This is a genomic window from Agromyces litoreus (assembly GCF_040496015.1).
Classification (GTDB): domain Bacteria; phylum Actinomycetota; class Actinomycetes; order Actinomycetales; family Microbacteriaceae; genus Agromyces; species Agromyces litoreus.
Genome location: NZ_JBEPKA010000013.1, coordinates 93,129 through 116,370 on the forward strand (window position 1 = coordinate 93,129; position 23,242 = coordinate 116,370).

25 protein-coding genes and 1 rRNA gene are annotated in these 23,242 nt (G+C 72.0%); 13 read left to right on the forward strand and 13 right to left on the reverse strand.

Going from position 1 to position 23,242, the window contains the following annotated elements; genetic code table 11:
- Positions 1-156: 156 nt before the first annotated feature.
- Both ABME01_RS11285 and upp read right to left on the reverse strand, forming a co-directional pair.
- A complete protein-coding gene (locus ABME01_RS11285; protein ID WP_353828507.1) occupies positions 157-858 on the reverse strand; it encodes a winged helix-turn-helix domain-containing protein in 702 nt (233 codons plus the stop codon).
- A 576-nt stretch (positions 859-1,434) separates the two neighbouring features.
- The gene (upp, locus tag ABME01_RS11290; protein WP_353828508.1) at positions 1,435-2,067 is read right to left on the reverse strand and encodes a uracil phosphoribosyltransferase; all 633 of its coding nucleotides are present in this window, start codon (positions 2,065-2,067) and stop codon (positions 1,435-1,437) included.
- A 50-nt stretch (positions 2,068-2,117) separates the two neighbouring features.
- On the opposite strand from upp, the gene tadA reads away from it, so the two are divergent.
- A complete protein-coding gene (gene tadA / locus ABME01_RS11295) occupies positions 2,118-2,597 on the forward strand; it encodes a tRNA adenosine(34) deaminase TadA (RefSeq protein WP_353828509.1) in 480 nt (159 codons plus the stop codon).
- Positions 2,598-2,613: 16 nt separating this feature from the next.
- Here the strand turns inward: tadA and ABME01_RS11300 are convergent, their stop codons facing one another.
- Together ABME01_RS11300 and ABME01_RS11305 are read right to left on the reverse strand one after the other, a co-directional pair.
- Entirely contained in the window at positions 2,614-3,348 is a 735-nt protein-coding gene (locus ABME01_RS11300; protein WP_353828510.1) for a glutamine amidotransferase-related protein, read from the reverse strand.
- Complete coding sequence (locus tag ABME01_RS11305) at positions 3,345-4,307, reverse strand: cation diffusion facilitator family transporter (RefSeq protein WP_353828511.1); 963 nt, start codon at positions 4,305-4,307, stop codon at positions 3,345-3,347. Before ABME01_RS11305 ends, ABME01_RS11300 begins: the two co-directional genes overlap by 4 nt.
- Before the next feature lie 23 nt (positions 4,308-4,330).
- Here ABME01_RS11305 and proC point away from each other — a divergent pair, with 23 nt between their 5' ends.
- On the forward strand, positions 4,331-5,182 hold the full coding sequence (proC, locus tag ABME01_RS11310; RefSeq protein ID WP_353828512.1) for a pyrroline-5-carboxylate reductase: 852 nt from the start codon (positions 4,331-4,333) through the stop codon (positions 5,180-5,182).
- A gap of 16 nt (positions 5,183-5,198) precedes the next feature.
- Here the strand turns inward: proC and rlmC are convergent, their stop codons facing one another.
- From rlmC to ABME01_RS11325, 3 genes are all read right to left on the reverse strand, one after another.
- A complete protein-coding gene (gene rlmC, locus ABME01_RS11315; protein WP_353828513.1) occupies positions 5,199-6,323 on the reverse strand; it encodes a 23S rRNA (uracil(747)-C(5))-methyltransferase RlmC in 1,125 nt (374 codons plus the stop codon).
- A gap of 85 nt (positions 6,324-6,408) precedes the next feature.
- Entirely contained in the window at positions 6,409-8,040 is a 1,632-nt protein-coding gene (locus tag ABME01_RS11320) for an ABC transporter permease (protein ID WP_353828514.1), read from the reverse strand.
- Positions 8,037-8,969, reverse strand: a complete 933-nt coding sequence (locus ABME01_RS11325) for an ABC transporter ATP-binding protein (protein WP_353828515.1) — start codon at positions 8,967-8,969, stop codon at positions 8,037-8,039. Before ABME01_RS11325 ends, ABME01_RS11320 begins: the two co-directional genes overlap by 4 nt.
- Before the next feature lie 81 nt (positions 8,970-9,050).
- On the opposite strand from ABME01_RS11325, the gene ABME01_RS11330 reads away from it, so the two are divergent.
- Entirely contained in the window at positions 9,051-9,554 is a 504-nt protein-coding gene (locus ABME01_RS11330; RefSeq protein WP_353828516.1) for a hypothetical protein, read from the forward strand.
- On the opposite strand, the gene ABME01_RS11335 is transcribed toward ABME01_RS11330, so the two are convergent.
- Together ABME01_RS11335 and ABME01_RS11340 are read right to left on the reverse strand one after the other, a co-directional pair.
- Positions 9,461-10,129, reverse strand: coding sequence for a potassium channel family protein (locus ABME01_RS11335; RefSeq protein WP_353828517.1), 669 nt, complete (start codon positions 10,127-10,129; stop codon positions 9,461-9,463). The two genes, ABME01_RS11330 and ABME01_RS11335, sit on opposite strands and share 94 nt — an antisense overlap.
- Positions 10,122-11,564, reverse strand: a complete 1,443-nt coding sequence (locus ABME01_RS11340) for a TrkH family potassium uptake protein (RefSeq protein WP_353828519.1) — start codon at positions 11,562-11,564, stop codon at positions 10,122-10,124. The genes ABME01_RS11335 and ABME01_RS11340 overlap by 8 nt, the downstream gene beginning before the upstream one ends.
- 70 nt (positions 11,565-11,634) lie before the next feature.
- Between ABME01_RS11340 and ABME01_RS11345 the strand changes: the two genes are divergently transcribed.
- On the forward strand, positions 11,635-12,075 hold the full coding sequence (locus ABME01_RS11345; protein WP_353828520.1) for an ArsR/SmtB family transcription factor: 441 nt from the start codon (positions 11,635-11,637) through the stop codon (positions 12,073-12,075).
- Between the two features lie 43 nt (positions 12,076-12,118).
- Here ABME01_RS11345 and ABME01_RS11350 read toward each other — a convergent pair whose 3' ends face one another.
- Positions 12,119-12,601, reverse strand: coding sequence for an anthrone oxygenase family protein (locus ABME01_RS11350; RefSeq protein ID WP_353828521.1), 483 nt, complete (start codon positions 12,599-12,601; stop codon positions 12,119-12,121).
- 27 nt (positions 12,602-12,628) lie between these two features.
- Complete coding sequence (locus tag ABME01_RS11355) at positions 12,629-13,138, reverse strand: GNAT family N-acetyltransferase (RefSeq protein WP_353828522.1); 510 nt, start codon at positions 13,136-13,138, stop codon at positions 12,629-12,631.
- 139 nt (positions 13,139-13,277) lie between these two features.
- Between ABME01_RS11355 and ABME01_RS11360 the strand changes: the two genes are divergently transcribed.
- Together ABME01_RS11360 and ABME01_RS11365 are read left to right on the forward strand one after the other, a co-directional pair.
- Positions 13,278-13,376, forward strand: a complete 99-nt coding sequence (locus tag ABME01_RS11360; RefSeq protein ID WP_003792170.1) for a 30S ribosomal protein bS22 — start codon at positions 13,278-13,280, stop codon at positions 13,374-13,376.
- A 134-nt stretch (positions 13,377-13,510) separates the two neighbouring features.
- On the forward strand, positions 13,511-13,786 hold the full coding sequence (locus ABME01_RS11365) for a glutaredoxin family protein (protein WP_353828523.1): 276 nt from the start codon (positions 13,511-13,513) through the stop codon (positions 13,784-13,786).
- A 13-nt stretch (positions 13,787-13,799) separates the two neighbouring features.
- Here the strand turns inward: ABME01_RS11365 and ABME01_RS11370 are convergent, their stop codons facing one another.
- The gene (locus ABME01_RS11370) at positions 13,800-15,056 is read right to left on the reverse strand and encodes a cation:proton antiporter (RefSeq protein ID WP_353828524.1); all 1,257 of its coding nucleotides are present in this window, start codon (positions 15,054-15,056) and stop codon (positions 13,800-13,802) included.
- A gap of 626 nt (positions 15,057-15,682) precedes the next feature.
- On the opposite strand from ABME01_RS11370, the gene ABME01_RS11375 reads away from it, so the two are divergent.
- Positions 15,683-16,099 (forward strand): DUF559 domain-containing protein, encoded by a 417-nt coding sequence (locus tag ABME01_RS11375; protein ID WP_353828525.1) that lies wholly within the window; start codon positions 15,683-15,685, stop codon positions 16,097-16,099.
- Between the two features lie 82 nt (positions 16,100-16,181).
- Here ABME01_RS11375 and aspS read toward each other — a convergent pair whose 3' ends face one another.
- The gene (gene aspS, locus ABME01_RS11380) at positions 16,182-17,525 is read right to left on the reverse strand and encodes an aspartate--tRNA(Asn) ligase (protein WP_353828526.1); all 1,344 of its coding nucleotides are present in this window, start codon (positions 17,523-17,525) and stop codon (positions 16,182-16,184) included.
- A gap of 96 nt (positions 17,526-17,621) precedes the next feature.
- Here aspS and ABME01_RS11385 point away from each other — a divergent pair, with 96 nt between their 5' ends.
- From ABME01_RS11385 to ABME01_RS11410, 6 genes are all read left to right on the forward strand, one after another.
- Complete coding sequence (locus ABME01_RS11385) at positions 17,622-18,266, forward strand: histidine phosphatase family protein (protein ID WP_353828527.1); 645 nt, start codon at positions 17,622-17,624, stop codon at positions 18,264-18,266.
- Positions 18,266-18,886, forward strand: coding sequence for a TlpA family protein disulfide reductase (locus tag ABME01_RS11390; protein WP_353828528.1), 621 nt, complete (start codon positions 18,266-18,268; stop codon positions 18,884-18,886). Before ABME01_RS11385 ends, ABME01_RS11390 begins: the two co-directional genes overlap by 1 nt.
- Positions 18,887-18,896: 10 nt before the next feature.
- A complete protein-coding gene (locus tag ABME01_RS11395; RefSeq protein WP_353828529.1) occupies positions 18,897-19,649 on the forward strand; it encodes a cytochrome c biogenesis CcdA family protein in 753 nt (250 codons plus the stop codon).
- Between the two features lie 49 nt (positions 19,650-19,698).
- Positions 19,699-21,450, forward strand: coding sequence for a cytochrome c biogenesis protein ResB (resB, locus tag ABME01_RS11400; RefSeq protein WP_436407429.1), 1,752 nt, complete (start codon positions 19,699-19,701; stop codon positions 21,448-21,450).
- A 51-nt stretch (positions 21,451-21,501) separates the two neighbouring features.
- Positions 21,502-22,521: a c-type cytochrome biogenesis protein CcsB gene (gene ccsB, locus ABME01_RS11405; protein ID WP_353828535.1), complete on the forward strand. Its 1,020-nt coding sequence runs from the start codon at positions 21,502-21,504 to the stop codon at positions 22,519-22,521.
- A gap of 647 nt (positions 22,522-23,168) precedes the next feature.
- Positions 23,169-23,242 (forward strand): 16S ribosomal RNA (locus tag ABME01_RS11410); the annotation flags it as partial.

Below are 23,242 nucleotides of genomic sequence, written 5' to 3' on the forward strand. Positions count from 1 at the left end.
CGGCCGCCACAGCAAACAGCCGGTGCGCTACGAATATATAACGGATCGGTAACGGGCGCTAGGGGGATGTGCCCCGGATGCGGGACGAGATTCCCCGAGTCTCGCACACGACGGGGCGGGGTGGGGCGACTCGCCCCACCCCGCCCCGCTCCGCGCTCAGAAGACGTCCGGGCTCGGCGTCGATGCCTGGCGGATCGACACGTCGGCGTGGCGGTCGAATCGGTAGCCGACGCCGCGCACGGTGCGGACGATGTCCTGGTAGTGGGCGAGCTTCGAGCGGAGCCGGCGCACGTGGACGTCGATGGTGCGCTCGTTGGGCACCTCGTCCTCGTCGGCCCACAGTCCCTCGATCAGTTCGTGCCGCTCGATCGTGCGGCCCTCGCGCAGCACGAGGAACTGCAGGAGTTCGAACTCCTTGTACGTCAGGCCCGCGGGCTCGCCGTCGAGGAGCACGCGCTTGCGCGAGATGTCGATCACGACCCCGTCCGGGTGGCGATCGGCGTCCGCGTCGAGTCCGTCGGACTCGCGCTGCCGGGCGAGCGCGGCGGGGTCCTGGAGTGCGAGCCGCACCACGTCGACGTCGCGGCCGCCGGCGCCCTCGGGCGCCAGGGCCACGGCTGCGTAGGTCTCGGCCGACGGCGAGAGATCGCCGGTGAGGGTGCGCAGGGCCTGGACGATGCGGTGCAGGCTCGTGCCGTCGGCGGCGGCCTTGGCCTCGTCGATGCCCACGTACAGCACGAAGCCGCGGGCTTCGGTGCCGTCGGGGACGGCGCGGATGCGGGGCGCCGCGGCCGCGGCGGGTGCCGGTGCGGTGGCGGCGGGGTGGGCGGGACGTGCGGGTGCGAGTGCGATCGACATGGCGGATCCTTGTGCTGAAGATGCGTCGACGGCCCCCGTCGTCGGGGGTCGGAAGCGATGGCCCAGAGGGGCCGGGAGAACCCGGATCACGGAATCGGGTTCGACGAGAGCCCTGCCGGTCGGGATCGGACCGGTCGCGGTGCTCGGCGGGGGGTTCGCTTGGTCAGCGGCACATTCGACAACACATGGGCGCACGGGCCGGCATCATCGCGCCGGCGGTCCACTGAGCCTCGAGGGCGATCAGGGGGCGTGCGGTGTTCGTCATGGGTGGAAGTCAAGCGGCAGCGTCGCCGATGTGTCAAACGGTGACCCGCCGTGGCGGCTCGTGACGTCGAACGCGGTGCGCCCAGCCCGTCGCCGACGGAGGAGGTCCGGGCCATGGCTCAGGCGTGGCAGAAGATCCTTCGACTCAGATGGATTTCATCGAATCTTGCCGGAGCACATCCCGCACGGCGTGTCTCGGTGCGAAGATCCTGCGAACGCATCCGCCGGATAGCACGGGAAGGCGTGCGCTGCGGCCGTGTGACGGAGCGCGATCGGGATGCCGAGCGACCCGGAACGGGCGCCCGGCGTGGCTCAGACGGTGCCGTACAGGCGATCGCCGGCGTCGCCGAGCCCGGGCACGATGTAGCCGTGCTCGTTGAGGTGGTCGTCGACGGCGCCCAGCACCACCGACACGTTGCGGCCGGTCATCGCCTGCTCGACCGCCTCGAGTCCCTCGGGCGCCGCGAGGATGCAGATCGCCGTGACGTCCGTCGCCCCGCGCTTCAGCAGGAACTCGATCGCGGCGATCAGGGAGCCGCCGGTGGCGAGCATCGGGTCGAGCACGAAGCACTGCCGCCCCGAGAGGTCGTCCGGCAGCCGCTCGGCGTACGTGGTCGGCTCGAGGGTCTCCTCGTTGCGCGCCATCCCGAGGAAGCCGACCTCTGCCGACGGGATCATCGTGGTCATGCCCTCGAGCATGCCGAGACCCGCGCGCAGGATCGGCACGATGAGCGGCTTCGGATCGGCGATCCGCACGCCCGTCGTGGGGGACACCGGGGTCGTGATGTCGACCGGCTCGACCCGCACGTCGCGCGTGCCCTCGTAGGCCAGGAGCGTCATGAGCTCGCCGACGAGTGCGCGGAAGACCGGCGACGGCGTGGTCTGGTCGCGCAGGACGGTGAGCTTGTGCGTGATGAGCGGGTGGTCGGCGACGTGGACTCGCATAGGCTCGAGTCTAGTTGCGGGGGTTCCGCCGACGAGAAGGGGCCGAACGGATGCCGGTGCAGCGCCCTGAGCACGCCGAGTGGATGCGGCTCGCCCTCGCCGAGGCATCCGCGGCCCTCGATACCGGCGACGTGCCGGTCGGCGCGGTCGTGGTGCGCGGCGGCGAGGTCGTCGCGACGGGGCGCAATGAGCGCGAGCTGCGGGAGGACCCGACCGCGCACGCCGAGCTCCTCGCCATCCGTGAGGCCGCGCGCGTGACCGGTGACCGGCACCTCACCGACTGCACGCTCGTGGTCACGCTCGAGCCGTGCGTGATGTGCGCGGGCGCCATCCTCGCCGCCCGGCTCCCGGTCGTCGTCTACGGGGCCTGGGACGAGAAGGCCGGGGCCGCCGGGTCGGTCTACGACGTGCTGCGCGACCGGCGCCTGAACCACCGCGTCGAGGTCTACGCGGGCGTGGAGGCGGACGACGCGTCGCGCCTGCTCAGGGACTTCTTCGAGGCGCCCGAGCGCCGCCCCCGCGCGCGCTGAGCCAGGGCCGACCCGGTCAGCTCGCCTTCGGCAGCGCCCGATGGGCGCCGAGGCCCTCGAGGAACTCGCCGAGGATCGCCGCCGACGCCTCCGCGGCCGCCGGTCCGCACGTCGCCTGCAGCTCGCGCATGCCGTCGACGGTGAGGCCGTACTCCGGCAGCTCGTCGCCCCACGCGGCGAGCCAGTCGTCGTGGATCTCGCGGGTCACCTCGGGGTGGAACTGGATGGCGAGCAGCCAGTCGCCGCGGCGGAACGCCTGGTTCGCGTACTGCGGCGATCCGGCGAGGAGGTCGACGCCCTCCGGCAGGTCGAACGTGTCGCCGTGCCACTGGACGAATCGCGCGTCGCGCGCGTGCCGCACCGGCGAGCGCTCGCCCGCGTCGGTCAGCTCGACGCCGAGCCACCCCACCTCCTTGCGCGGGCCGCGGTACACGTCGGCGCCGAGCGCCGCCGCGAGCATCTGCGCGCCGAGGCACACGCCGAAGACCGGCGCCTCCGCCTCGATGCGGGCGCGGAGCAGGTCGAGTTCGTGCGCGAGGTACGGGTATTCCGCCGCCTGGTACACGCCCTCGTCGCCCCCGAGGACGACCACCACGTCGGCGGCGAGCGGGTCGAGCGCCGTCACGTCGCCGGTCGGCGCATCGAACACCCGCACCTCGTAGCCGTGCGCCTCGAGCGTGGGGCCCAGGTTGCCGAGCCCGATCGCGGAGTCGTGACGCAGGACCAGCGCGACCGGCGCGGTCGCGCTCACTCGAGGCCCTTGATGACGATGGCGTCGGTGGGCGGCGCGGCGAGTTCGGGGTCGACGTAGACGTCGGGCTCGACGTAGATGACCCGGGCCGCGGGCACGGCGGCGCGGATCCGCCGCTCGATCACGTTCGTCGCCGCGGCGACCTCCTGCAGGCGCTGGTCGGCGTGGAACCCGAGCTTCGCTGCGACGAGCAGCTCGTCGGGGCCGAGGTACAGGGTCTTCATGTGGATGATCCGCTCGGCCTCGGGGCCGTCGAGGATCGCCTGCTGGATCTTCTTCACGTCGGTCTCGTTGGCCCCCTCGCCGACGAGCAGGCTCTTCGTCTCGACCCCGAGGATGATCGCCACGATGATCAGCAGCGTGCCGATCATGAGCGTGCCGATCGCATCGAACACCGAGTCGCCCGTGATGACCGTGAGGCCGACGCCGAGCAGGGCGAAGGCGAGGCCGGTGAGCGCCGCGACGTCCTCGAGCAGGACCACCGGCAGCTCCGGGGCCTTCGCGCGCCGGATGAACTGCGGCCAGGAGAGCTTCCCGCGCACCTGGTTCGACTCCGTGACCGCGGTGCGGAGCGAGAACGACTCGAGCACGATCGCGATGACGAGCACGAGGATCGGCAGCCAGGCGTTCTCGAGGGCGTGCGGGTGGGTGAGCTTGTCGATGCCCTCGTAGATCGAGAACACGCCGCCGACCGAGAACAGGATGATCGAGACCACGAAGGCGTACACGTACCGCTCGCGACCGTAGCCGAACGGGTGCTCCCGGTCGGCCGCCTTCTTCGCCTGCCGCCCGCCGAGCATGAGCAGCAGCTGGTTGCCTGCGTCGGCCACCGAGTGCACGCCCTCGGCGAGCATCGAGGCCGATCCCGAGACGGCCCAGGCGATGAACTTCGTGATGGCGATCCCCAGGTTCGCGAGGAATGCCGCCAGGATCGCCTTACTGCCGCCGGATGCGCTCATGCGCCAATCCTAGGATGGCTCCCATGGCCCCCTCGCAACCCGTTGACCTGCCCGCGATCGCCTTCCTCGGCGCCGGATCGATGGCCCGCGCCATCCTCGCCGGGCTGCTCGCGCCGCACGTGGAGGTGGCCGGCGGCATCCGGACCACCAACCGCAGCGCGGCCCGCCTGGCGGAGCTCGCGGACGAGCCCCGCGTGACCGGGTACGCGACCGAGCACGACGCCGAGGCGAACCGCCGGGCGGTCGCCGGCGCGAAGCTCGTGGTCGTCGCGGTCAAGCCCGCCATGGTGCCGGACCTGCTCGACGAGATCGCCGATGCGCTCGAGCCCGGCACGGTCGTGGTGAGCGTCGCCGCGGGCGTCACGGTCGCCACGTTCGAGGCCCACCTGCCCGAGCACGTCTCGGTCGTTCGCACGATGCCCAACACCCCGGCCGTCGTCGGTCGGGCCGTGACGGGCGTCTCGCCGGGCAGCAGGTCGGGCGACGACGACCTGGCCCTCGTCGTCGCGCTGTTCGAGACCGTCGGCGAGGTGCTCGTCGTGCCGGAGTCGCAGCTCGATGCGCTCTCAACGATCTCCGGGTCCGGCCCCGCCTACGTGTTCCTCCTCATCGAGGAGCTCGAGCGCGCGGCGATCGCGAAGGGCTTCACGCCCGAGCAGGCGGCGACGATGGTGCAGGGCACGTTCCGGGGCGCGAGCGAGCTGCTGGCGTCGTCGGATGACGACCCGGCCGAGCTGCGCCGCCGCGTGACCAGCCCTAAGGGCACGACCGAGCGCGCCGTCGCCGTGCTGCAGGAGGCGGGCCTGGCCGACCTGTTCACCAGGGCGACCGACGCGGCGCTCGCCCGCGCCCGCGAACTCGCCGCCGGCGCCTGACGCCGGCGCCCGGCCCTCAGCGGCGCTCGAGGAGGACCATCACCTCGAAGTGCGTGGTCTGGGGGAACATGTCGAACACGCGCGCCTTCACGGGGCGCAGCGACGGCATCGCCGCGAGGTCCTTGGCGAGCGAGGCGACGTTGCAGCTGGAGTACAGCACGTGCGCGGCGTCCGAGCGATCGAGCCAGTCGGCCAGCTCCCGGCCGATCCCGCGCCGCGGCGGGTTCACCACCACGAGGTCGGGGGCGGATGCCTCGGAGAGCGCGAACTCGGTCGCATCGCCCGCGGCGAAGCGCACGCGCGACAGGGCGGCGTCGGTGCGGCTCAGCTCCGCGCTCGCGACCGCCTCGACGCTCGTCTCGATGCCCGTCACCTCGGTCTCGCCGCCCGCGAGGTGGAGCGCGAAGCCGCCGACGCCGGAGTACAGGTCCCACGCCTGCTCGGGCGCGAGGCCCCGGATCCACTCCCGCGCCTCGCCGTAGAGCGCCTCGGCGATCGCCGTGTTCGTCTGGAAGAAGCTCTGCGGTCGCAGGTGCATCGTGACGTCGTTCAACCGCATCGGCAGCGTGTCGCGTTCGGTCAGCACGACCTCCTCGTCGCCCTCGAGGACGGCCTTGTGCTCCGGCAGCAGGTTCGCCGAGACCACGCGCGCCTGCGGCAGCTCGGCGAGCAGCGACGGCAGGTGCTTGCGCAGGCGGGGGAGCGGTTCGCTCGAGCGCAGTACGAAGCGCACGATCAGCTCGCCGTCCGGCGACTCGGTGACGATGAGGTGCTTCAGCTCGCCGCGTCGCGTGCCGAGGTCGTAGGGCGTGAGGCGGGCGAGGGTGATGAACCGCGCGAGGACGGGGAACGCGGCTCGGTGACCGGGCGAGCAGATGCCGCACGCCTGCAGGTCGACGCCGTGCCCGTCGGCATCGAGGATGCCGATCGTCGGTGCGTCCACGGTGCCGCCGACGACCATCTTCGCCTTGTTCCGGTAGTTGCGCTCGCCGCCGGCGACGGGGGCGAGCCAGGTCGGCACGTCGAAGGGTGCGAGCAGCTCCTCGGCATGGCGCTGCTTGTCGGCGAGCTGCGCCGGGTACGGCCGGCCCATGAGCGCGCACGACCGGCAGCGCCCCGCGTCGAAGTAGGCGCAGTCCACGCGACAAGGCTACGCGGACGCCGGCGGCGGGCCGCTCCGACCGTGCCGCGGCCACCCGCGCGGGCGTGCCGGCGTCCGGGGCGGCTCAGCTCTCGGAGGCGAGCTCGCGACGGCCCATCGCGGCGATCGACAGGGCGATCGCCGCGACGCCGATGCCGAGCATCCAGAATCCGCCGGTCCAGTCGACCTCGCCGCCCACCGGCACCGGGGCGTGCGAGAACGGCGACAGGTCGGTCAGCCACTCGGGCAGGCCGAGGAACTCGCCGAAGAGCCCGAAGAAGGCGCCGAACGCGAGCAGCGCCCACACGACGGCGATCGTGAACCGAGGTGCGAGGACGAACACGAGCAGCCCGACGCCGAGGTACACGAGCGCGGCGGGCGCCTGCGCGAGCGCCGACCGGAGCGCATCCTCCGAGGTCGCGGCCGGGTCGTCCGACGCGAGCGCGCCGAGCAGCGCGCCGATCGAGGACGTGACCAGGACGACGGCGACGGCGATGAGGCCGGTCGCGCCGTGCGAGGCCAGCCAGCGCCGACGGGGCACCGGCGTCGCGAGCACCGGCTCGGCCGTGCCGTGCGCCTCCTCCTGCCGGGCGCGGATCACGGCCTGCAGCCCGGCGGCGGCGGCGAGGATCCCGACCATGGTGAAGAAGGCGACGGTGAACGCCTCCTCGAGCGACGCCTCGGCCCCCGCGATCTGGCGGAGCGAGTCGGCGATCGCGGGCGCGTCGGCACCGATCTCGTCGACCAGGGGTGCGAGCGATGCGGCCAGCGCGCCGGCCGCGGCGGCGCCCACGGCCCAGGAGGCGACCGCGCCCGCGTTCAGTCGCCACGCGAGGCCGAGCGGCCCGGCCAGGAGCGGGCCGGCCGACGGCCGCCCCGCGCGACCCGGGAGCAGGCTCGCCCCGCTGTCGCGCACGGACTGGAAGCGGAAGACGAGCGCCACCAGCACGGCGGCGAGGCCGAGCGACAGCAGCAGCGGAGTGAGGTCGTTCGCGACGAAGGGCTCGGTGCGCTGCGCCCAGCCGATCGGCGAGAGCCAGCTCGGCCAGGCGGCGGTGCGGGTCAGGCCGTCGTCCGACGCCTCGCCGAGCGCGTCGCCGATGCCCCGGACCACGTACGCGGCCAGCACGAGCGCGACCGAGAGCCCGTTCGCCCCGCGAGAGGTGCGGAAGAGCTGCGCCGCGACGAGTCCGACGCCGAGGAAGGCCAGCCCCGTGGCGCCGACCGCGGCTCCGGCGACGGCCGAGCCGGCGACGTCCAACCCGCTGGCCACGAAGGCGGCGGCCACAGCGAGCGCCAGCACCACGTCGGCGAGCAGGCCGTACACGACCGTGGCGGCGGTCGGCATGGTCCGGCCCGCGGGGGTCGAGCCCACGAGCTCGGCGCGACCCTGCTCCTCGTCGGCGCGGGTGTGCCGCACCGCCAGGAACGTGTTCATCAGGCCAGCCATCAGGCCGAGGAAGGACAGGATGAGGAAGATCGCGAACTCGCCCTCGCCCGCACCGTTCGGCGTGCCGCGGAACACGAGGATCGCGGGCGCCAGGAGGGTCAGCCGGAGCACGGACTCGCGCTCGGCCTCGTCGCCGAAGGTCGTGCCGACGGCCGCCGCGGCCATGAGCGCGAGCGCGGCCGTGCCGAGGATCCAGAGCGTGAGCTGCAGCCGATCGCGCCGCGCACGGTGCGCGACCAGCGGGCCGAGCAGCGCCAACGGGCTCACCGCGTCGCCTCGGCGCCCTCGACGACCTCGGCGTCGCCGTAGTGCCTGAGGAAGAGCTCCTCGAGCGACGGCGGCGCGACCGTCAGCCCCTGCACGCCGAGGCGGCCGAGCTGGGGCAGGAGCGCCGCGACCCGGTCGCTGTCGACCGTGAACTGCACGCGACCGGAGTTCACGACCACGTCGTGCGCGCCGTCGAGCGCTTCCACCTCGGCCTCCCGCCCCGGCTGGTGGGCGAACGCGATCGATGAGCGCGTGAGGTGGCGGAGGTCCGCGAGGGTGCCGGACTCGATCCGCCGGCCCGCGCGGATGATGCTCACGCGGTCGCACAGCAGCTCGACCTCCGAGAGGATGTGGCTCGAGAGGAGGACCGTGGCCCCCTCCGCCGCCACGCGGGCGATCTCGCGGTTGAACACCTCGCCCATGAGCGGATCGAGGCCGCTCGTGGGCTCGTCGAGCACGTACAGGTCGGCGGGCGTCGCGAACGCCGCGACGAGCGCCACCTTCTGCCGGTTCCCCTTGGAGTAGGCCCGGCCCTTCTTGCGCGGGTCGAGCTGGAACGCCTCGACGAGCCGATCGCGGCGCTCTTCGTATGCCCGTCGGTCGGTCGTGCCGCCGCGCAGGCGCGAGAGCAGGTCGATCGCCTCTCCGCCGGAGAGGTTCGGCCAGAGGCTCACGTCGCCCGGCACGTACGCGACGCGTCGGTGCAGCTCGGCGGAGTCGCGCCACGGGTCGCGGTCGAACAGCCGGGCCTCGCCGCCGCTCGGCCGCGCGAGGCCGAGCAGGATCCGGATCGTCGTCGACTTGCCGGCGCCGTTGGGACCGAGGAAACCGTGGACCTCCCCGGCGCCGACCTCGAGGTCGAGGCCGTCGAGGGCGACGGTGCTGCCGAAGCGCTTGTCGAGGCCGCGGATGTCGATGACGGGGCTCATGGCCGCGATGCTAGCGAGCGGCGAGGCGACGGCGCCACCGCCGGAGGGACCGCGGGCGCCGCAGCCGGGTACGCTCTGGCCATGACCGGCCTCGACGTGCTCGCGGTCACCGGCGAGACGGTGAGCTGGATCGCGTTCGTCGCGGGCATCCTGCTCCTGCTCGGCTCGGGACTCGCGCGCCTGCTGGACGGCACGTGGGATCCGACCGAGGTGGCGGTCGTCGAGCGCCAGGACGGGGCCGTCGTCCGCTGGTTCGCCGACGGCGACTTCCACGAGCGGGAGATCGACCCCGACGAGCACCCACGGCACGGCGAGGAGGGAGAACTGGTCGGATGGGTCCGCCGGCGCACTCCCGATCGGCTCCGCTTCACCGCGACCCCGAGACTGCCCAAGGCGCTCGGCACGCTCGCGGCGATCCTCCTCGTCATCGGCGTCGCCGCGTCGGTGACGTCGACGGTCGCGGAGGTCTCGGCCCGGCCCGGGACCGACCGCTACTCGAGTGCGGCGAACTTCTCGATGTCGGTCTCGGTGCCCGACACGATGATGAGGTCGTGGGTGGTCACCACGGTCCGCTCCGTCGCGTAGGTGAACGGCTTCCCGGGGCTCTTCACGCCGACCACCGTGACGTTGTGCCGCGATCGCACGCCCGACTCCGTGAGCGTCTTGCCGCGGATCGGCTTCGGCGGGTACATCTTCACGAGCGCGAAGTCGTCGTCGAACTCGATGAAGTCGAGCATGCGGCCCGAGACGAGGTGCGCCGTGCGCTCTCCCGCCTCGCGCTCCGGGTAGATGACGTGGTTCGCGCCGATGCGCTCGAGGATCTTGCCGTGCGAGGTCGAGATCGCCTTCGCCCAGATCTGCGGGATCTTCAGGTCGACGAGGTTCGCGGTGATGAGCACCGACGCCTCGACCGACGACCCGACCGCGCACACCGCGATCGAGAACTCCTGCGCGCCGATCTGCTTCAGCGCGTCGAGCGACTTGGCGTCGGCCACGACGGCGTGGGTGACGCGCTCGGCCCACTTCTGCACGAGGTTCTCGTCCTCGTCGACCGCAAGGACCTCGCGGCCGAGGCGGTCGAGCTGGCCGGCGGTGGCCGCCCCGAACCGTCCGAGCCCGATGACGAGCACCGGGGCGTCGTGCTTGATGCGATCAACCAACGATGGGCCTCTCTTCCGGTCGTCTGAACAGCTGCCGCTTCTGCGCGGCGGCGAGTGCGGCCGCGAGGGTGACCGTGCCCACGCGTCCCATGAACATCGTCGCAGCCATGACGTACTTGCCCTCGGGCGGCAGCGACTCGGTGAGACCGGTCGAGAGCCCGCAGGTCGCGAACGCCGAGATCACGTCGAAGAGCACGAAGTCGAGCGCGGACTTCGTGATCTGGGTGATGGCCACGGTCGAGACGGCCACGATGGTCGCGCCCCACAGCACGACGCTCACCGCGAGGCGCAGGATGTCGCGCGGGATGCGGCGCCCGAACGCCTCCATGGCGGGGGCCCCGCGCGCCTCGGCGTAGGCGGCGAGGAACAGCACGGCCAGGGTCGTGACCTTGATGCCGCCCGCGGTCGAGGCGGAGCCGCCGCCGACGAACATGAGCATGTCGGTCACGAGCAGGCTCGAACCGTAGAGGTCGGCCATGTCGATCGTCGAGAAGCCGCCCGACCTCGTCATGGTCGACATGTAGAAGGCCTCGTAGAACGTCTTCACGAAGCTCAGCGAGCCGTACGTCTTCGGGTTGTTGTACTCCAGGACGAGGAAGGTGACGGCGCCGGCGACCCACAGGATGATGGTGGTCGTGAGCGTGAGCTTCACGTGCACGCTCCAGCGGCGGGGCGAGCGCCAGGTGCGCAGCAGCGCGAAGATCACGGGGAAGCCGAGGCTGCCGAGGAAGACCGCGAGCATCATGAGCGACTGGAACCAGTAGTCGTCGAAGAACTCGACCGGACCCATCGGGTTCGGGTTGAACCCGGTGTTCGTGAACGCGCTCACCGCGTAGTAGGCCGAGTACCAGAGGCTCGTGCCGAAGTCGTAGCCCTTCGCGAGCACGCTCGGCAGCATCCCGAGCATGATCACGGCCTCGATCGAGAGGGTGCTGACGGCGACGGTCACGAGGAGCCCGCCGACCTCGCCCAGGCGCACCGCCTGCCGTTCGGACACCGGGCCGGCGTGCACGCGCGACGGGTTCGTGTCGCTCGCGGCCATCAGGCGGGCCTTGAGGCCGAGGCGGCGCGAGATCACGAGGCCGAGGATCGACGCGAGCGTGAGCACGCCGACGCCGCCGATGTTCATGCCGATGAAGATGATCGCGTTGCCGAACGGCGACCAGTGGGTGGCCATGTCGACGGTCGTGAGGCCCGTGACGCAGATCGTCGAGACGGCGGTGAACAGCGCGTCGTAGAGCGGGGTGCCGCGGCCCTCGCCGGCGCGCGCGAGCGGCACCGACAGCAGCAGGGTCGTGATCAGGATGAGCGTGAAGAAGACCAGGATCGCGAACCGCGCGGGAGAGCTGCGGACGAGCCCGTCGAGCGCGTCGCGCACTCCGGCGAGCCATGAGCGCGGGGACGACGCCCGACGACCCACGGATTGCGCGGCCATCCGCCCTCCTCCGCTCGACGCGTGAGTCATGGTACTCCCCGCTCCGCGCGCGACTGACTACCCTTGCACCATGGCGGACATCTTCGACGTGGTGGCGGATCCGACCCGGCGCGACATCCTCGGCGTGCTCCTCGATCGTGAGACGTCGCAGCCGGACTCCGGCGGCGAGATCAGCGTCGGCGAGATCGTGACCGCCCTGGGCGTGAGCCAGCCCACCGTCTCGAAGCACCTCAAGGTCCTCCGGGAGGCCGGCCTCGTCGCGGTGCGCGAGGAGGGGCAGCACCGGTACTACCGGCTCGACCGCGAACCCCTCGAACGCCTCGAGGACTGGCTGATCCCCTTCGTCACGACGGATGCCGCGGCGGACGCGGCCACGCTCGCCGGCGCCGACGCCGAGGAGACCGACCTCAACGACGACCAGCGCGCGCTCGCGTCGGCCATCGGGAAGGCCTTCGCCGAGACGGCGCACCAGGTCACGGCGGTCGTGACGCCGAAGCGACGCCGACCCTAGGCCGGCACCGCATTGCCGTTCGCGCTGCCGTTCGCGCTGCCGCTCAGGCCGCGACCACGAGCCCGACCACGAGCAGCACGCAGGTGGCGCTCGCGCCGACCGTCCGGACGTGGTTCCACCGCCCCCAGGCGGGACGGAACGATCGCCAGGCGTCCTCGAGCGCGCTCCGATCGTCCGGCGCGGCGGCGAGCGCCGTGTTGCGCGGCACGTTGCCGCGACCGGTCACGAGGACCACGGTGAGCAGGTAGAGCGCCGCGGCGGAGACGACCCACCACGTCAGGTCGTCCGGCGGCCGGAGGAAGTCCGCCACGGCGAGCACTGCGAGCAGCAGCGCGGTGCCGAACAGCTCGACCATGAGCGGCCAGCGCAGTGCGGCGACGTTGATCGCGCGCATGGCGCGCGCGGCATCCGCCTCGGGCAGGTCGTCGAGCGCGGGCATCACGAACGCGGAGAAGGCGAAGAACGCGCCGGCGGCGAGTCCCGCGCCCACGGCCGCGGCGATCGCGCCCACCACGATGAGATCCATCACCGACAGTCTGGCCGACGCGGAGCGTCAGCGCAGGTGCTTCCGCATCTCGAGCTCGAGCCCGCCGGGCTCGAGCTCGTAGGGGCGACGGTGGCCGGTGTACTCGAAGCCCATGCGCTCGTAGAAGCGGCGGGCGCGGGCGTTGTCCTCGTGCACCTCGAGGGTGAGCGTGCCGGCGCGATCGGCCGCCCAGCGCTCGATGCCGGCGAGCAGGGCGCTCGTGACCCCCGCCGCGTCGCCGCGGCGATCGGGCGCGACGTACACGCCGACGAGCATCGGGCCCGTGGCGGCGTCCGGCACGTAGCAGCCCATCGTCCCCACCCACCGGTCGCCCTCGATCGCGACGAGCGCGGCCTGCACCGGCGACTGCCCGCGCCTCGCGCGTGCGCGCCACTCGGCCTCGCCGAAGCGCGACGCCCGCTCGTACGTGTCGCCGAACGCGATCGGGGTGTCGCGGAGCATCTCGAGGCGGAGCGCGCGCACCTCGCGCCAGTCGGCCTCGCGGATGCTGCGGATGACGAGGTCGGGTCGGGTCATCCCTCGACGCTAGCCGCTCCGGGCCGCCCGCTCACCACGTCGATCCGCGCTCGCGCGCCGAATGGGATAGACTATCGCGGGGCGTTTCCGCTCCGCGGCTGCGGCACGCGCGGCCGACCCGGATCTTTGTGAGGTATTCGTGGGTTCCGTCATCAAGAAGCGTCGCAAGCGCATGGCGAAGAAGAAGCACCGCAAGCTGCTTCGCAAGACGCGCCACCAGCGTCGCAACAAGAAGTAGTCGCTCCGCGACCACGGCATGAGCGTCAGGCCACCCGGCCTGGCGCTTTTCGCTGTCTCCGGCGGGCGGGGCGCGCGGCCGGTGCGACCGGGGGCGGCGGAGGGCGCCCGTCGGCGCCGACGTATCCTGAGCGGGTGACCCGCCGCGACATCCGCCTCACCCTCATCGGCAAGCCCGGGTGCCACCTGTGCGACGACGCGCGGGAGGTGGTCGAGTGCGTCCGCGAGGAGCTCGCGGCGACGCCCGGCGCCAGGCCGACCACGCTCGAGGAGCGCTCGATCCTCGACGACGAGGCGCTGCGCGAGCGGTACGCGGAGGAGATCCCGGTGCTCCTCATCGACGGCGAGGTGCACGGCTACTGGCGCATCGACCCCGTCCGCCTGAAGACCGCGCTGCGGGCGCTCGACTGACCGCGCGACGGGGTCATTCCGTCGACTCGGTGGACCCGGGCCGGTGGATGCCGCCGCGCCGGCCGGTGTCGGGCGTGTCGAGCCAGGTGGCGTGCGCCTGCCGTTCCGCGGCCTCGCGACGGGCGAACCATCCGGCGATCGGCACGTCGGTGGAGGAGTGCGCGACGATCGAGAGCACGATGGCCACGACGATCACGTGGAACATGAAGTCGGCGTTCGCCGCCCCGCTCTGCAGCACGAGCAGGCCGTAGAGCACCGAGGCGAACCCCTTCGGGCCGAACCACGCGGCGGTCGCCCGCTCCTCCCACGGCAGCCCGCTGCCGACGAGCGAGAGCTCGACCGCGGCGGGCCGGGCGACGATCATCAGCAGGATGCCGAACAGGTAGCCCGTCCAGGGCACGTCGCCGAGGAACGCCGGCGAGATGAGCGCGCCGAACATGAGGATGGCGAGCAGCTTCAGCAGTTCGGAGAACTGCCCGCCGAACTCGCGGAACGCCTCCTTCATCTCGGGCGAGGCCGTGGCGATCGTGATGCCCGCCGAGTACGCCGCGAGGTAGAGGTTGCCATGCGTCACGGTGCACAGGCCGAGCACGATCAGGGCGACCGCCACCGGGGTCAGCGAGGCGTACAGCGGCGTCTGCGAGAAGACCTTCCGGCGCACGAGCCACGCGACGACGAGCGGCACCGCGATGCCGATCAGGATGCCGAGGCCGAGCTCCTCGGCGAGCACGAGCGGCTCCACGTCGGGACCGCCGACGGTCGCGATGAGCACGAGCACGACCGGCAGCGCCAGTCCGTCGTTCAACCCGGACTCGACGCCGAGGAGGTGCCGGACGCGGTGCGGGATCTCGGCGCGCCCGACGATCGCCGAGGCGAACACGGGGTCCGTCGGTGCGAGCACGGCCGCGACGAGCATCGCCTCGAGCCAGTCGAACCCGAGCAGCCACACCCCGAGCAGCGTCGTGATGACGAAGGTGATCGGCATGCCGAGCAGCAGCGCCCGGCCGGGCAGCCGCCACGCGGCGCGCAGCTGCTGCAGCGCCACCTCCTGCCCGTCGGTGAAGAGCACGACGAACAGGGCGAGCGACGAGACCGTGGTGACGGTCGGGTCCGTCGGCTCGAGGACGATCACGTCGAGCACGCCGCTGCCGAGCACGAAGCCCGCGACCAGGAAGAGCACGGTCGTCGAGAGCACCGTGCGGTGCGCGATCCCGGAGATCAGGATCGCGGCCAGCAGGACGAGCGCGAACGACAGCAGCAGGGCATCCACACACGCGAGTCTGCCCGGCCCGCCCGGCTCGTGTCATCCACCCCGCCGCCGCGGGGCCAGCCGAGATGACGGGAACCGCTGTCGCCGCCGTCGGGAACCGCGGTCCGCGTCACTTCGGGCGTGGCGGTGGGGGGACTCGTCCTCGACAGCCGGGCGCGGGGACGGCACGGGCGAAGGTCCGGCGAGTTCGAGCGGAGTGGGCGGCGGGCGGTGGAGGGTGGCGGAGTGGGCGCGCGAATCGGATTGCCCGGCGAACTCGCCGACGTCGCGTTCTCGGTCGCGAGGGCGCGACGGGCCGGCCTCGGTGACGGGCGACTGCGGAGTCCCGACCTGATCCGCCCGTTCCACGGCGTGCGCCTGCCCGCGACCGTCGACGTCGACCTGCTCGCCACCTGCCGCGCCTATCGCGAGCGGATGCGTGGATGCGAGGTGTTCAGCCACCGCACCGCGGCTGCGCTCCACGGCCTTCCCGTCGCGGGCCGACGGCCGGATGGCGCGATCGACGTCGCCGCCGCCGCGCCGCACGGCCTCCCGCGCTCCCGGGGCGTCCGCGGTCACCGGCTGCGCGCGGACCTCGTCCGTGTCGGCGCCGTCCGCGGGCTTCCCGTGGTGTCGGCGGTCGACGCATGGTGCGAGCTGGCTCCCGAGCTGACCGAGCGCGAGCTCGTGGTGATCGGCGACGTGCCGACTCGCCGGCCGAGACCGGCATCCGCCTCGACCTCGTCGACGCCGGCCTTCCAGAGCCCCACGTCAACCTGCCGATCCACGATGCGACCGGATCGCAGATCGCGATCGGAGACCTCGTCTACGCGCGCTGGTGCGTCCTGGTCGAGTACGACGGCGAGCACCATCGGACGGATCGGTCGCAGTACGCGCGCGACGTCGATCGGCTCGACGACCTCGCGCACGCGGGGTGGCGCGTCATCCGGTTCAACGCCACGCACGTCGGGCAGCGGCGGGTCGAGCGGATCGCCCGGGTCCGCGCTGCGCTTCTCGCGGCGGGCTGGGATGGAATCGAGGCGTCGCGTGCGTCGGCGAAGTGACGCGAATCGCGCTCGGGGTGGCCCCGGGCAGCGTTTCGCGTCATCTCGGCGCAGGCAGTGGCGGCCGTGGCGGCCTCCGCGGTTACGGCTGCAGGCGCGTCGGGCCGCGGAAGAGGTAGGTCGTCTCGCGGATCGAGTGCTCGTCGAGCATGAGCATCAGCAGCCGCGCGAGGCCCATGCCGAAGCCGCCGTGCGGGGGCACGCCGTAGCGGAAGAAGTCGAGGTAGAACTCCAGCTCCTCGGGCTCGAGGCCCTTCTCCTTCGCCTGCTCGACGAGGACGTCGACGCGGTGCTCGCGCTGCGCGCCGGTGGAGATCTCGACGCCGTTGTAGATCAGGTCGTACGAGTTCGTGAGGCCCGCGTCGCCCTCGTGGCGCATGTGGTAGAACGGCCGGATGCTGGAGGCGTAGTCGGTGAGGAACACGAAGTCGTGGCCGAACTCCTCCTTCACGTACGCCGAGATCTGGCGCTCGCCCTCCGGGTCCATGTCGGCGTCCTGGCGGGGCACGACGTACCCGCGCGAGGCGACGATCTCCTTGGCCTCCGCGAGCGGGATGCGGGGGAACGGCGTCGACGGCACGGCCAGCTCGATGCCGAACAGCTCCTGGATCTCGGCGCCGTGCTTCTCCTTCACCGCGGTGAACGCGGTCACGAGGAGCTCCTCGTGCATGCGCATGACGTCCTCGTGCGAGTCGACCCAGCTCATCTCGGCGTCGATCGAGGTGAACTCGGTCGCGTGGCGCGAGGTGAACGACGGGTCGGCGCGGAACGCCGGGCCGACCTCGAACACGCGACCGAGGCCCGCCGGCTGGGCCATCTGCTTGTAGAACTGCGGGCTCTGCGCGAGGTAGGCCTTGCCCTCGAAGTAGCCGAGCTCGAACAGCTCGGCGCGCGACTCGGAGGCCGACGCCATGAGCTTCGGGGTCTGGATCTCGACCCAGTCGCGCTCGACCCAGTAGCTGCGCATCGCGTGCAGGAGCGTCGTCTGGATGCGGAAGATGAGGTTCTGCTTCGGGTGGCGGAGGTCGAGGAAGCGCCAGTCCATGCGCTTGTCGAGGCTCGAGTCGGCCGCGATGGGCGTCTCCTCGGCCGCCGCGACGACGTCGAGCGTCGCGATCTTCACCTCGAGGCCGCCGAGCTTCACGCGCTCGTCGTGCTTGAGCTGCCCCGTCACCGTGACGAACGTGCCGTGGCCGAGCGCGGAGATCTGCTCGGTGAGCGCGAGGGCCTCGGCCGCGCCGACGCTGACCCCCTCGGGGTCGAGCTCGCGGACGGCGGGGTTCACGAGCTGCACCGCGCCGGACTCGTCGCGCAGGATGATGAACTGCACCTTCTTCTGGTCGCGGACCGTCTCGACCCAGCCGGAGACCGTGACGGGGCCGTCGGGGAGGGCGGCGAGCTGCTTGACGAGGGTGCGCGTGTTCACGACAGGCCATCCTACCGGCCGCGGATTCCCGGCCCGACCGGCGCCCGGACCCGCGCTCGGCGAATTCGAAGCAACGCGCTTCGTAGACTGGAGGGCGTGCCGGCCGAGCAGATCCATCTCGTGCGCCACGGCGAGGTCTTCAACCCGCAGGGCGTGCTCTACGGTCGTCTCCCCGGGTACGGGTTGAGCGACCTCGGCCGGGCGATGGCGGACTCCGCCGCGAAGGACCTCCTCGCACGCAAGCGACGGGTGGCGCGCCTCATCTCCTCGCCGCTGCAGCGCACGCAGCAGTCGGCCGAGCCGATCGCCTCGGCGTTCGAGCTCGAGCCAGACCTCGACGAGCGCATCATCGAGCCGACCAACCGGTTCGAGGGCAAGCGGATGTCGGGGCCCGACTCGGCGCTCCGCGACGTCCGCAACTGGGCGTTCCTCGTCAACCCGTGGGAGCCGAGCTGGGGCGAGCCGTTCCGCTCCATCGCCGACCGCATGCTCGAGGCGATGGGCGAAGCCGCGGACTCGGTCGACTCGGGCGACGTCGTCATGGTCAGCCACCAGCTTCCGATCTGGATGGCGCACCGCCGCGTCGCCGGCCGGTCGCTCGCGCACGACCCCCGTCGCCGGCGCTGCTCGCTCTCGAGCATCACCACCTTCGAGCGCCGCGGCTCGCGGTTCGTCGAGGTCGGCTACCGCGAACCCGCCGCGGGCCTCCAGGGCCTCGCGACCGACGTGGGGGCGGTGTGATGCGCGCACGCACCCGCCTCGCCGGGGCGGGGCTCGCCGGCGTGACCGCGCTCGCCGTGGCATCCGTCGTCGCCCTCGCCGGCTGCAGCACCGACCCGCTCGCCGAGCAGTACCGCGAGGGCAGCGGCAAGGGCTACATCGCGGGCGACGGCACCATCGCCGAGTACCCGACGGACCAGCGGGGCGAGCCGGTGGAGTTCGCCGGCACCACGATCCAGGGCGCCGCGTTCGACTCCGCCGACCTCGCCGGCGAGGTGACGGTCGTGAACTTCTGGTACGCGGGCTGCGCGCCGTGCCGCGCCGAGGCGCCCATGCTGCAGGAGGTGTTCGAGCGGTTCGACGGCGAGGGCGCGACCTTCGTCGGGGTGAACGTGCGCGACCAGGCCGCCACCGCGGCATCCTTCGAGGAGAACTTCGGCATCACCTACCCGTCGATCGTCGACGCGAACGACGGCGCCGTGCAGTACGCGTTCGCGGGCGACGTGCCGCCGGCCGCCGTGCCGACGACGCTCGTCCTGGACGCGGACGGCCGCGTGGCCGCGCGCATCCTCGGCCAGCTCGATGACGCCTCGATCCTCTCCACGATCGTCGGCGACCTCGTCGACGAGGCCGCGGCGTAGGCGGCGGCGGATGGACCTCGGGGAGATCGTCTTCAACGGACAGCTGCTCGCCGCACTGCCGATCGCCCTCGCGGCGGGGCTCGTCTCGTTCCTCTCGCCGTGCGTGCTGCCCCTGGTGCCCGGCTACCTCGGGTACCTCGGCGGGTTCGCCGACGCGTCCGCCGAGGCGTCGGAGGCGCGCCGAGCCCGCCGGCGGCTGCTGCTCGGCGTCCTCCTCTTCATCGCCGGCTTCACGCTGGTCTTCCTCGTGTTCACGACCACGTTCGGCGTGCTCGGCGCGTGGCTCGCCCGGTGGTCCGACGTCATCATCCGCGTGCTCGGCGTGGTGCTGATCCTCATGGGGCTCGTCTTCATCGGGCAGTTCACGTTCCTGCAGCGCACGTTCAAGCCGTCCTGGCGACCCGCGACCGGGCTCGCCGGCGCGCCGTTGCTCGGCATCGTGTTCGGCCTGGGCTGGACGCCGTGCATCGGCCCGACGCTCGCGGTCGTGCTCGCGCTCAGCGCCGACTCGGCGTCGGCCGGCCGGGGGGCGCTCCTCGGCCTCGCCTACTGCATCGGCCTCGGCATCCCGTTCGTGCTCGTCGCGCTCGGCTTCGGCTGGGCGGCGAGCGCCCTCGCGTTCGTGCGGCGGCACATCCGCGCCGTGAACCTCATCGGCGGCGGGCTGCTGATCGCGATCGGCCTGCTCATGATGTCGGGCCTCTGGGCCATCTGGATGTACGACCTGCAGGCGGTGATCAGTGGTTTCGTCCCAGCGATCTGAGACCGGGCGATCGGATGCCGCGCGCTCGCGCGACACCGGCGTCGATCCGCTGCGCCCCTCGGACTACGACGACGGCACGGCGCCGGCCGGCCGGGACCGTGACGGCACGGGCCCGTCGGCGGGCGGCGCGGACGCGACCTCGGTCACCTCGCCCCGGCTCGGGCCGGTCGGGTGGCTGCGCTTCGGATGGCGCCAGCTCACGAGCATGCGCACGGCGCTGCTGCTCCTGCTGCTGCTCGCGATCGCCGCGGTGCCGGGATCGCTCGTGCCGCAGCGCTCGAGCGACCCGAACGGGGTCGTGCAGTACTTCGCCGACAACCCGGACCTCGCGCCCGTCCTCGACTCGTTCCAGATGTTCGACGTCTACACGTCGGTCTGGTTCTCGGCCATCTACCTGCTGCTGTTCGTCTCGCTCATCGGGTGCATCGTGCCCCGCACGAAGCACCACGCCGGAGCGCTGCGCGCCCGGCCGCCGCGCACCCCCGCCCGGCTCTCCCGCCTGCCGGCGCACACCGAGCGAGACCTGGATGTCGCGTCGAGCGAGGACCGGGCCACCGCGGCCGAGGCCGCGGTGGCGCGCGCCGCTGCCGAGCTGAAGCGGGCCGGGTACCGCGTCGAGCGCTACGACGTGCGCGGGGCGCCGTCCGTCTCGGCCGAGCGCGGGTACCTCCGCGAGACCGGGAACCTCGTGTTCCACACGGCCCTGGTGGGCGTCCTCGTCGCCGTCGCGGTGGGCGGGGGGTTCGGCTTTAACGGCCAGCGCGTCATCGTCGAGGGGCAGTCCTTCGTGAACACGCTGGCGGCGTACGACTCGTTCAACCCCGGGCGCTTCTTCGACGACCGCCGGCTGACGCCCTACCGCCTCACGCTCGACGGACTCGACGCGACCTACGAGACCGAGAACCGCGACGCGCTGGGCCAGCCGATCGACTTCACGGCGCACGTGACGATCGACGGCCCGGACGGCGCCGCCGAGCGCGACGTGAAGGTCAACGAGCCGCTGTACGAGTACGGCACCGACGTCTACCTGCTCGGCAACGGGTACGCCCCCACGATCACCGTCCGCGATCCCGAGGGCGACGTCGTCTTCACCGACTCCGTGCCCTTCCTGCCGCAGGATGCGAACCTCACCTCGATCGGCGTGGTGAAGGTGCCCGACGGGCTCGACGAGCAGGTCGGCCTCGTCGGCTTCTTCTACCCGACCCAGTCGACGCTCGCGTCGGGCGCCTACACGTCGACCTACCCCGACCTCGTCTTCCCCGTGCTGACGCTCAACGTGTACGAGGGGGACCTCGGCATCGACGACGGCACCCCCCGCTCGGTCTTCCAGCTCGACACGAGCGGGATGGAGCAGCTCACCGGCGGGCAGACCGGCGTCGACTCGATCGAGCTCATGCCGGGCGACTCCATGGAACTGCCGGGCGGCCTCGGCAGCGTCGAGTTCGAGTCGGCCGCTCCGGACGCCCCAGGTGACGACTTCTCCGAGAGCGTGCCGCGCTTCGTGTCGTTCGACGTGCATCACGACCCCTCGCAGGGGTGGGTGCTCGTGTTCGCGCTGCTGATCCTCGGCGGCCTCCTGCTGTCGCTGTTCGTCCCGCGCCGCCGGATGTGGGTCACGGCGACCACGCGGGCCGACGGCCGGACCGTGCTCGAGTACGCGGGCCTGGCGCGCGGCGACGACCCGGGCCTCGAGCGAGCGGTCGAGGAGTTCGCGGACGCCCACGCCGGCCCATCGGCGGCCTCCGAGCGCCCCGCTGCGGCGGGGGACCGGCCCGCCGATCCCGAGAATCCTTCGACGTAAGGTGGAACAGTGACGCTCGACGAGATCTCCATCATCGCGGTGTACTCGGCGATGGCCGTGTACGCGATCGCGTTCATCGCGTACTCGATCGACCTCGCCCGCCGCTCGGCCGCCGCCGCGGCGGCCGCGGACCTCGGCCGCGCGTCGGACGGCGGGGCATCGGCCGACGCGGTGCGCGAGCCGGCCCTCCGGGGCGCCGGGTCGGGTGCCGTCGTCGGGGCGAGCGGATCCGCCCCTCCGCGTGCGCCGAGGGGCGCCGCCCGAGCCGGCACGGGACCGGGCGCCGCGCCATCCGTCGCATACGGGCGGTCGCCGTCGCTGCGCGTCGCGGTCGCGATGACCGTGATCGCCTGGGCGCTGCACCTCGGTGCCGCCGTGCTCCGCGGCGTCGCCGCCGGGCGCGTGCCGTGGGCGAACATGTACGAGTTCGCGCTGACCGGGACCCTCGTGATCACCACGGTCTACCTGCTCGTGCTCCTGGTCGCCAAGACGGACCTGCGCTTCCTCGGCACCTTCGTGACGGGGCTCGTGCTCGTGCTGCTCGGCGTGGCCACCGTGAACTTCTACGTGACCGTCGCCCCGTTGCCGCCCGCGCTGCAGTCCGCGTGGCTCGTGATCCACGTGTTCGTGGCGACCTCGGCGGTCGGGTTCTTCGCGCTCGGCTTCGCCCTCTCGGTCGTGCAGCTGCTGCAGTCACGGCGCGAGGCGATCGCCGCGACCGCCGAGAGCGTGAGGAAGTCGTTCCTCGCCACGCTGCCGGACTCGGTCTCGCTCGAGAACCTGGCCTATCGCGTGAACATCATCGGCTTCATCCTGTGGACCTTCACCCTCATGGCCGGGGCCATCTGGGCGGAGAAGGCGTGGGGCCGGTACTGGGGCTGGGACACCAAGGAGGTGTGGACCTTCATCATCTGGGTGGTCTACGCCGGCTACATCCATGCCAGGGCGACGCGCGGATGGCGCGGCTCGCGGTCGGCGTGGCTCGCGATCATCGGCTTCTCGGCCGTGCTGTTCAACTTCACGGTCGTGAACCTGTTCTTCAAGGGGCTGCACGCGTACTCCGGCCTGTGACGACCGACCGGGCGGATGATCGATCCGTCGTGCACGACCCGGCCGATGGGCCCCTGCGGACTCGCTCGCAGGGGCCCATCGGCGTCTCCCGTCGGGACGCGCGTTCGGCGGCGGGATCCGCGCAACGGCGGGGATCCGAGGTGGTCCAGAGGCGCGACACGCCCGGGCGCGGGGCGCGATTTGGCACCGGCCCCGGAGTCGCGTAGATTCTTCTCTTGTCGCCGCGGCGGCGGGAGCGGGAACGCTTCCGAGCCGAGCGAACATCCCAGCCAAACAGCCTCGTAGGCGCCTCGTGCGACTCGGTTGCTTCAAGCCTGGGGTCACTACACCACCTCCGTTCGATCGGATCCCGTTCCGGGCTCCGGCTCCGGCTGATGTGCCGGTTGGCTTCGGGGTGGTATAGTTGGGAAGTTGCCTCGTTGGGGTTGGCCTGGGTTTCCGGGTTGGTTCTGGTGGGTGCGTCCGTTCCTTGAGAACTCAACAGCGTGCACTATGTTCAATGCCATTTTTTTGAACCCCGTCCTGCTTTTCGGAGTGGGCGGAGATTTCTTTGATTGATGGACAATTTGATTTTTTGAAGTCAGTTGTTTCTCTGTCAGTGATTGAACTTGACTGGCTTCCTTTTTTGGGGGTTGGTTGAACCATTTTTTTTGGAGAGTTTGATCCTGGCTCAGGACGAACGCTGGCGGCGTGCTTAACACATGCAAGTCGAACGATGAAG

What these genes read in the sequence shown, in the direction of transcription:
- ccsB (WP_353828535.1), top strand. Translation starts at nt 21,502, where the DNA reads ATGGCCGTGTACGCGATCGCGTTCATCGCGTACTCGATCGACCTCGCC.
- ABME01_RS11390 (WP_353828528.1), top strand. Translation starts at nt 18,266, where the DNA reads ATGCGCGCACGCACCCGCCTCGCCGGGGCGGGGCTCGCCGGCGTGACC.
- ABME01_RS11355 (WP_353828522.1), bottom strand. Translation starts at nt 13,138, where the DNA reads ATGACCCGACCCGACCTCGTCATCCGCAGCATCCGCGAGGCCGACTGG.
- ABME01_RS11330 (WP_353828516.1), top strand. Translation starts at nt 9,051, where the DNA reads ATGACCGGCCTCGACGTGCTCGCGGTCACCGGCGAGACGGTGAGCTGG.
- ABME01_RS11325 (WP_353828515.1), bottom strand. Translation starts at nt 8,969, where the DNA reads ATGAGCCCCGTCATCGACATCCGCGGCCTCGACAAGCGCTTCGGCAGC.
- ABME01_RS11375 (WP_353828525.1), top strand. Translation starts at nt 15,683, where the DNA reads ATGGTGCGAGCTGGCTCCCGAGCTGACCGAGCGCGAGCTCGTGGTGAT.
- ABME01_RS11305 (WP_353828511.1), bottom strand. Translation starts at nt 4,307, where the DNA reads ATGAGCGCATCCGGCGGCAGTAAGGCGATCCTGGCGGCATTCCTCGCG.
- ABME01_RS11285 (WP_353828507.1), bottom strand. Translation starts at nt 858, where the DNA reads ATGTCGATCGCACTCGCACCCGCACGTCCCGCCCACCCCGCCGCCACC.
- ABME01_RS11345 (WP_353828520.1), top strand. Translation starts at nt 11,635, where the DNA reads ATGGCGGACATCTTCGACGTGGTGGCGGATCCGACCCGGCGCGACATC.
- proC (WP_353828512.1), top strand. Translation starts at nt 4,331, where the DNA reads ATGGCCCCCTCGCAACCCGTTGACCTGCCCGCGATCGCCTTCCTCGGC.
- upp (WP_353828508.1), bottom strand. Translation starts at nt 2,067, where the DNA reads ATGCGAGTCCACGTCGCCGACCACCCGCTCATCACGCACAAGCTCACC.
- ABME01_RS11340 (WP_353828519.1), bottom strand. Translation starts at nt 11,564, where the DNA reads ATGGCCGCGCAATCCGTGGGTCGTCGGGCGTCGTCCCCGCGCTCATGG.
- tadA (WP_353828509.1), top strand. Translation starts at nt 2,118, where the DNA reads ATGCCGGTGCAGCGCCCTGAGCACGCCGAGTGGATGCGGCTCGCCCTC.
- ABME01_RS11395 (WP_353828529.1), top strand. Translation starts at nt 18,897, where the DNA reads ATGGACCTCGGGGAGATCGTCTTCAACGGACAGCTGCTCGCCGCACTG.
- ABME01_RS11350 (WP_353828521.1), bottom strand. Translation starts at nt 12,601, where the DNA reads ATGGATCTCATCGTGGTGGGCGCGATCGCCGCGGCCGTGGGCGCGGGA.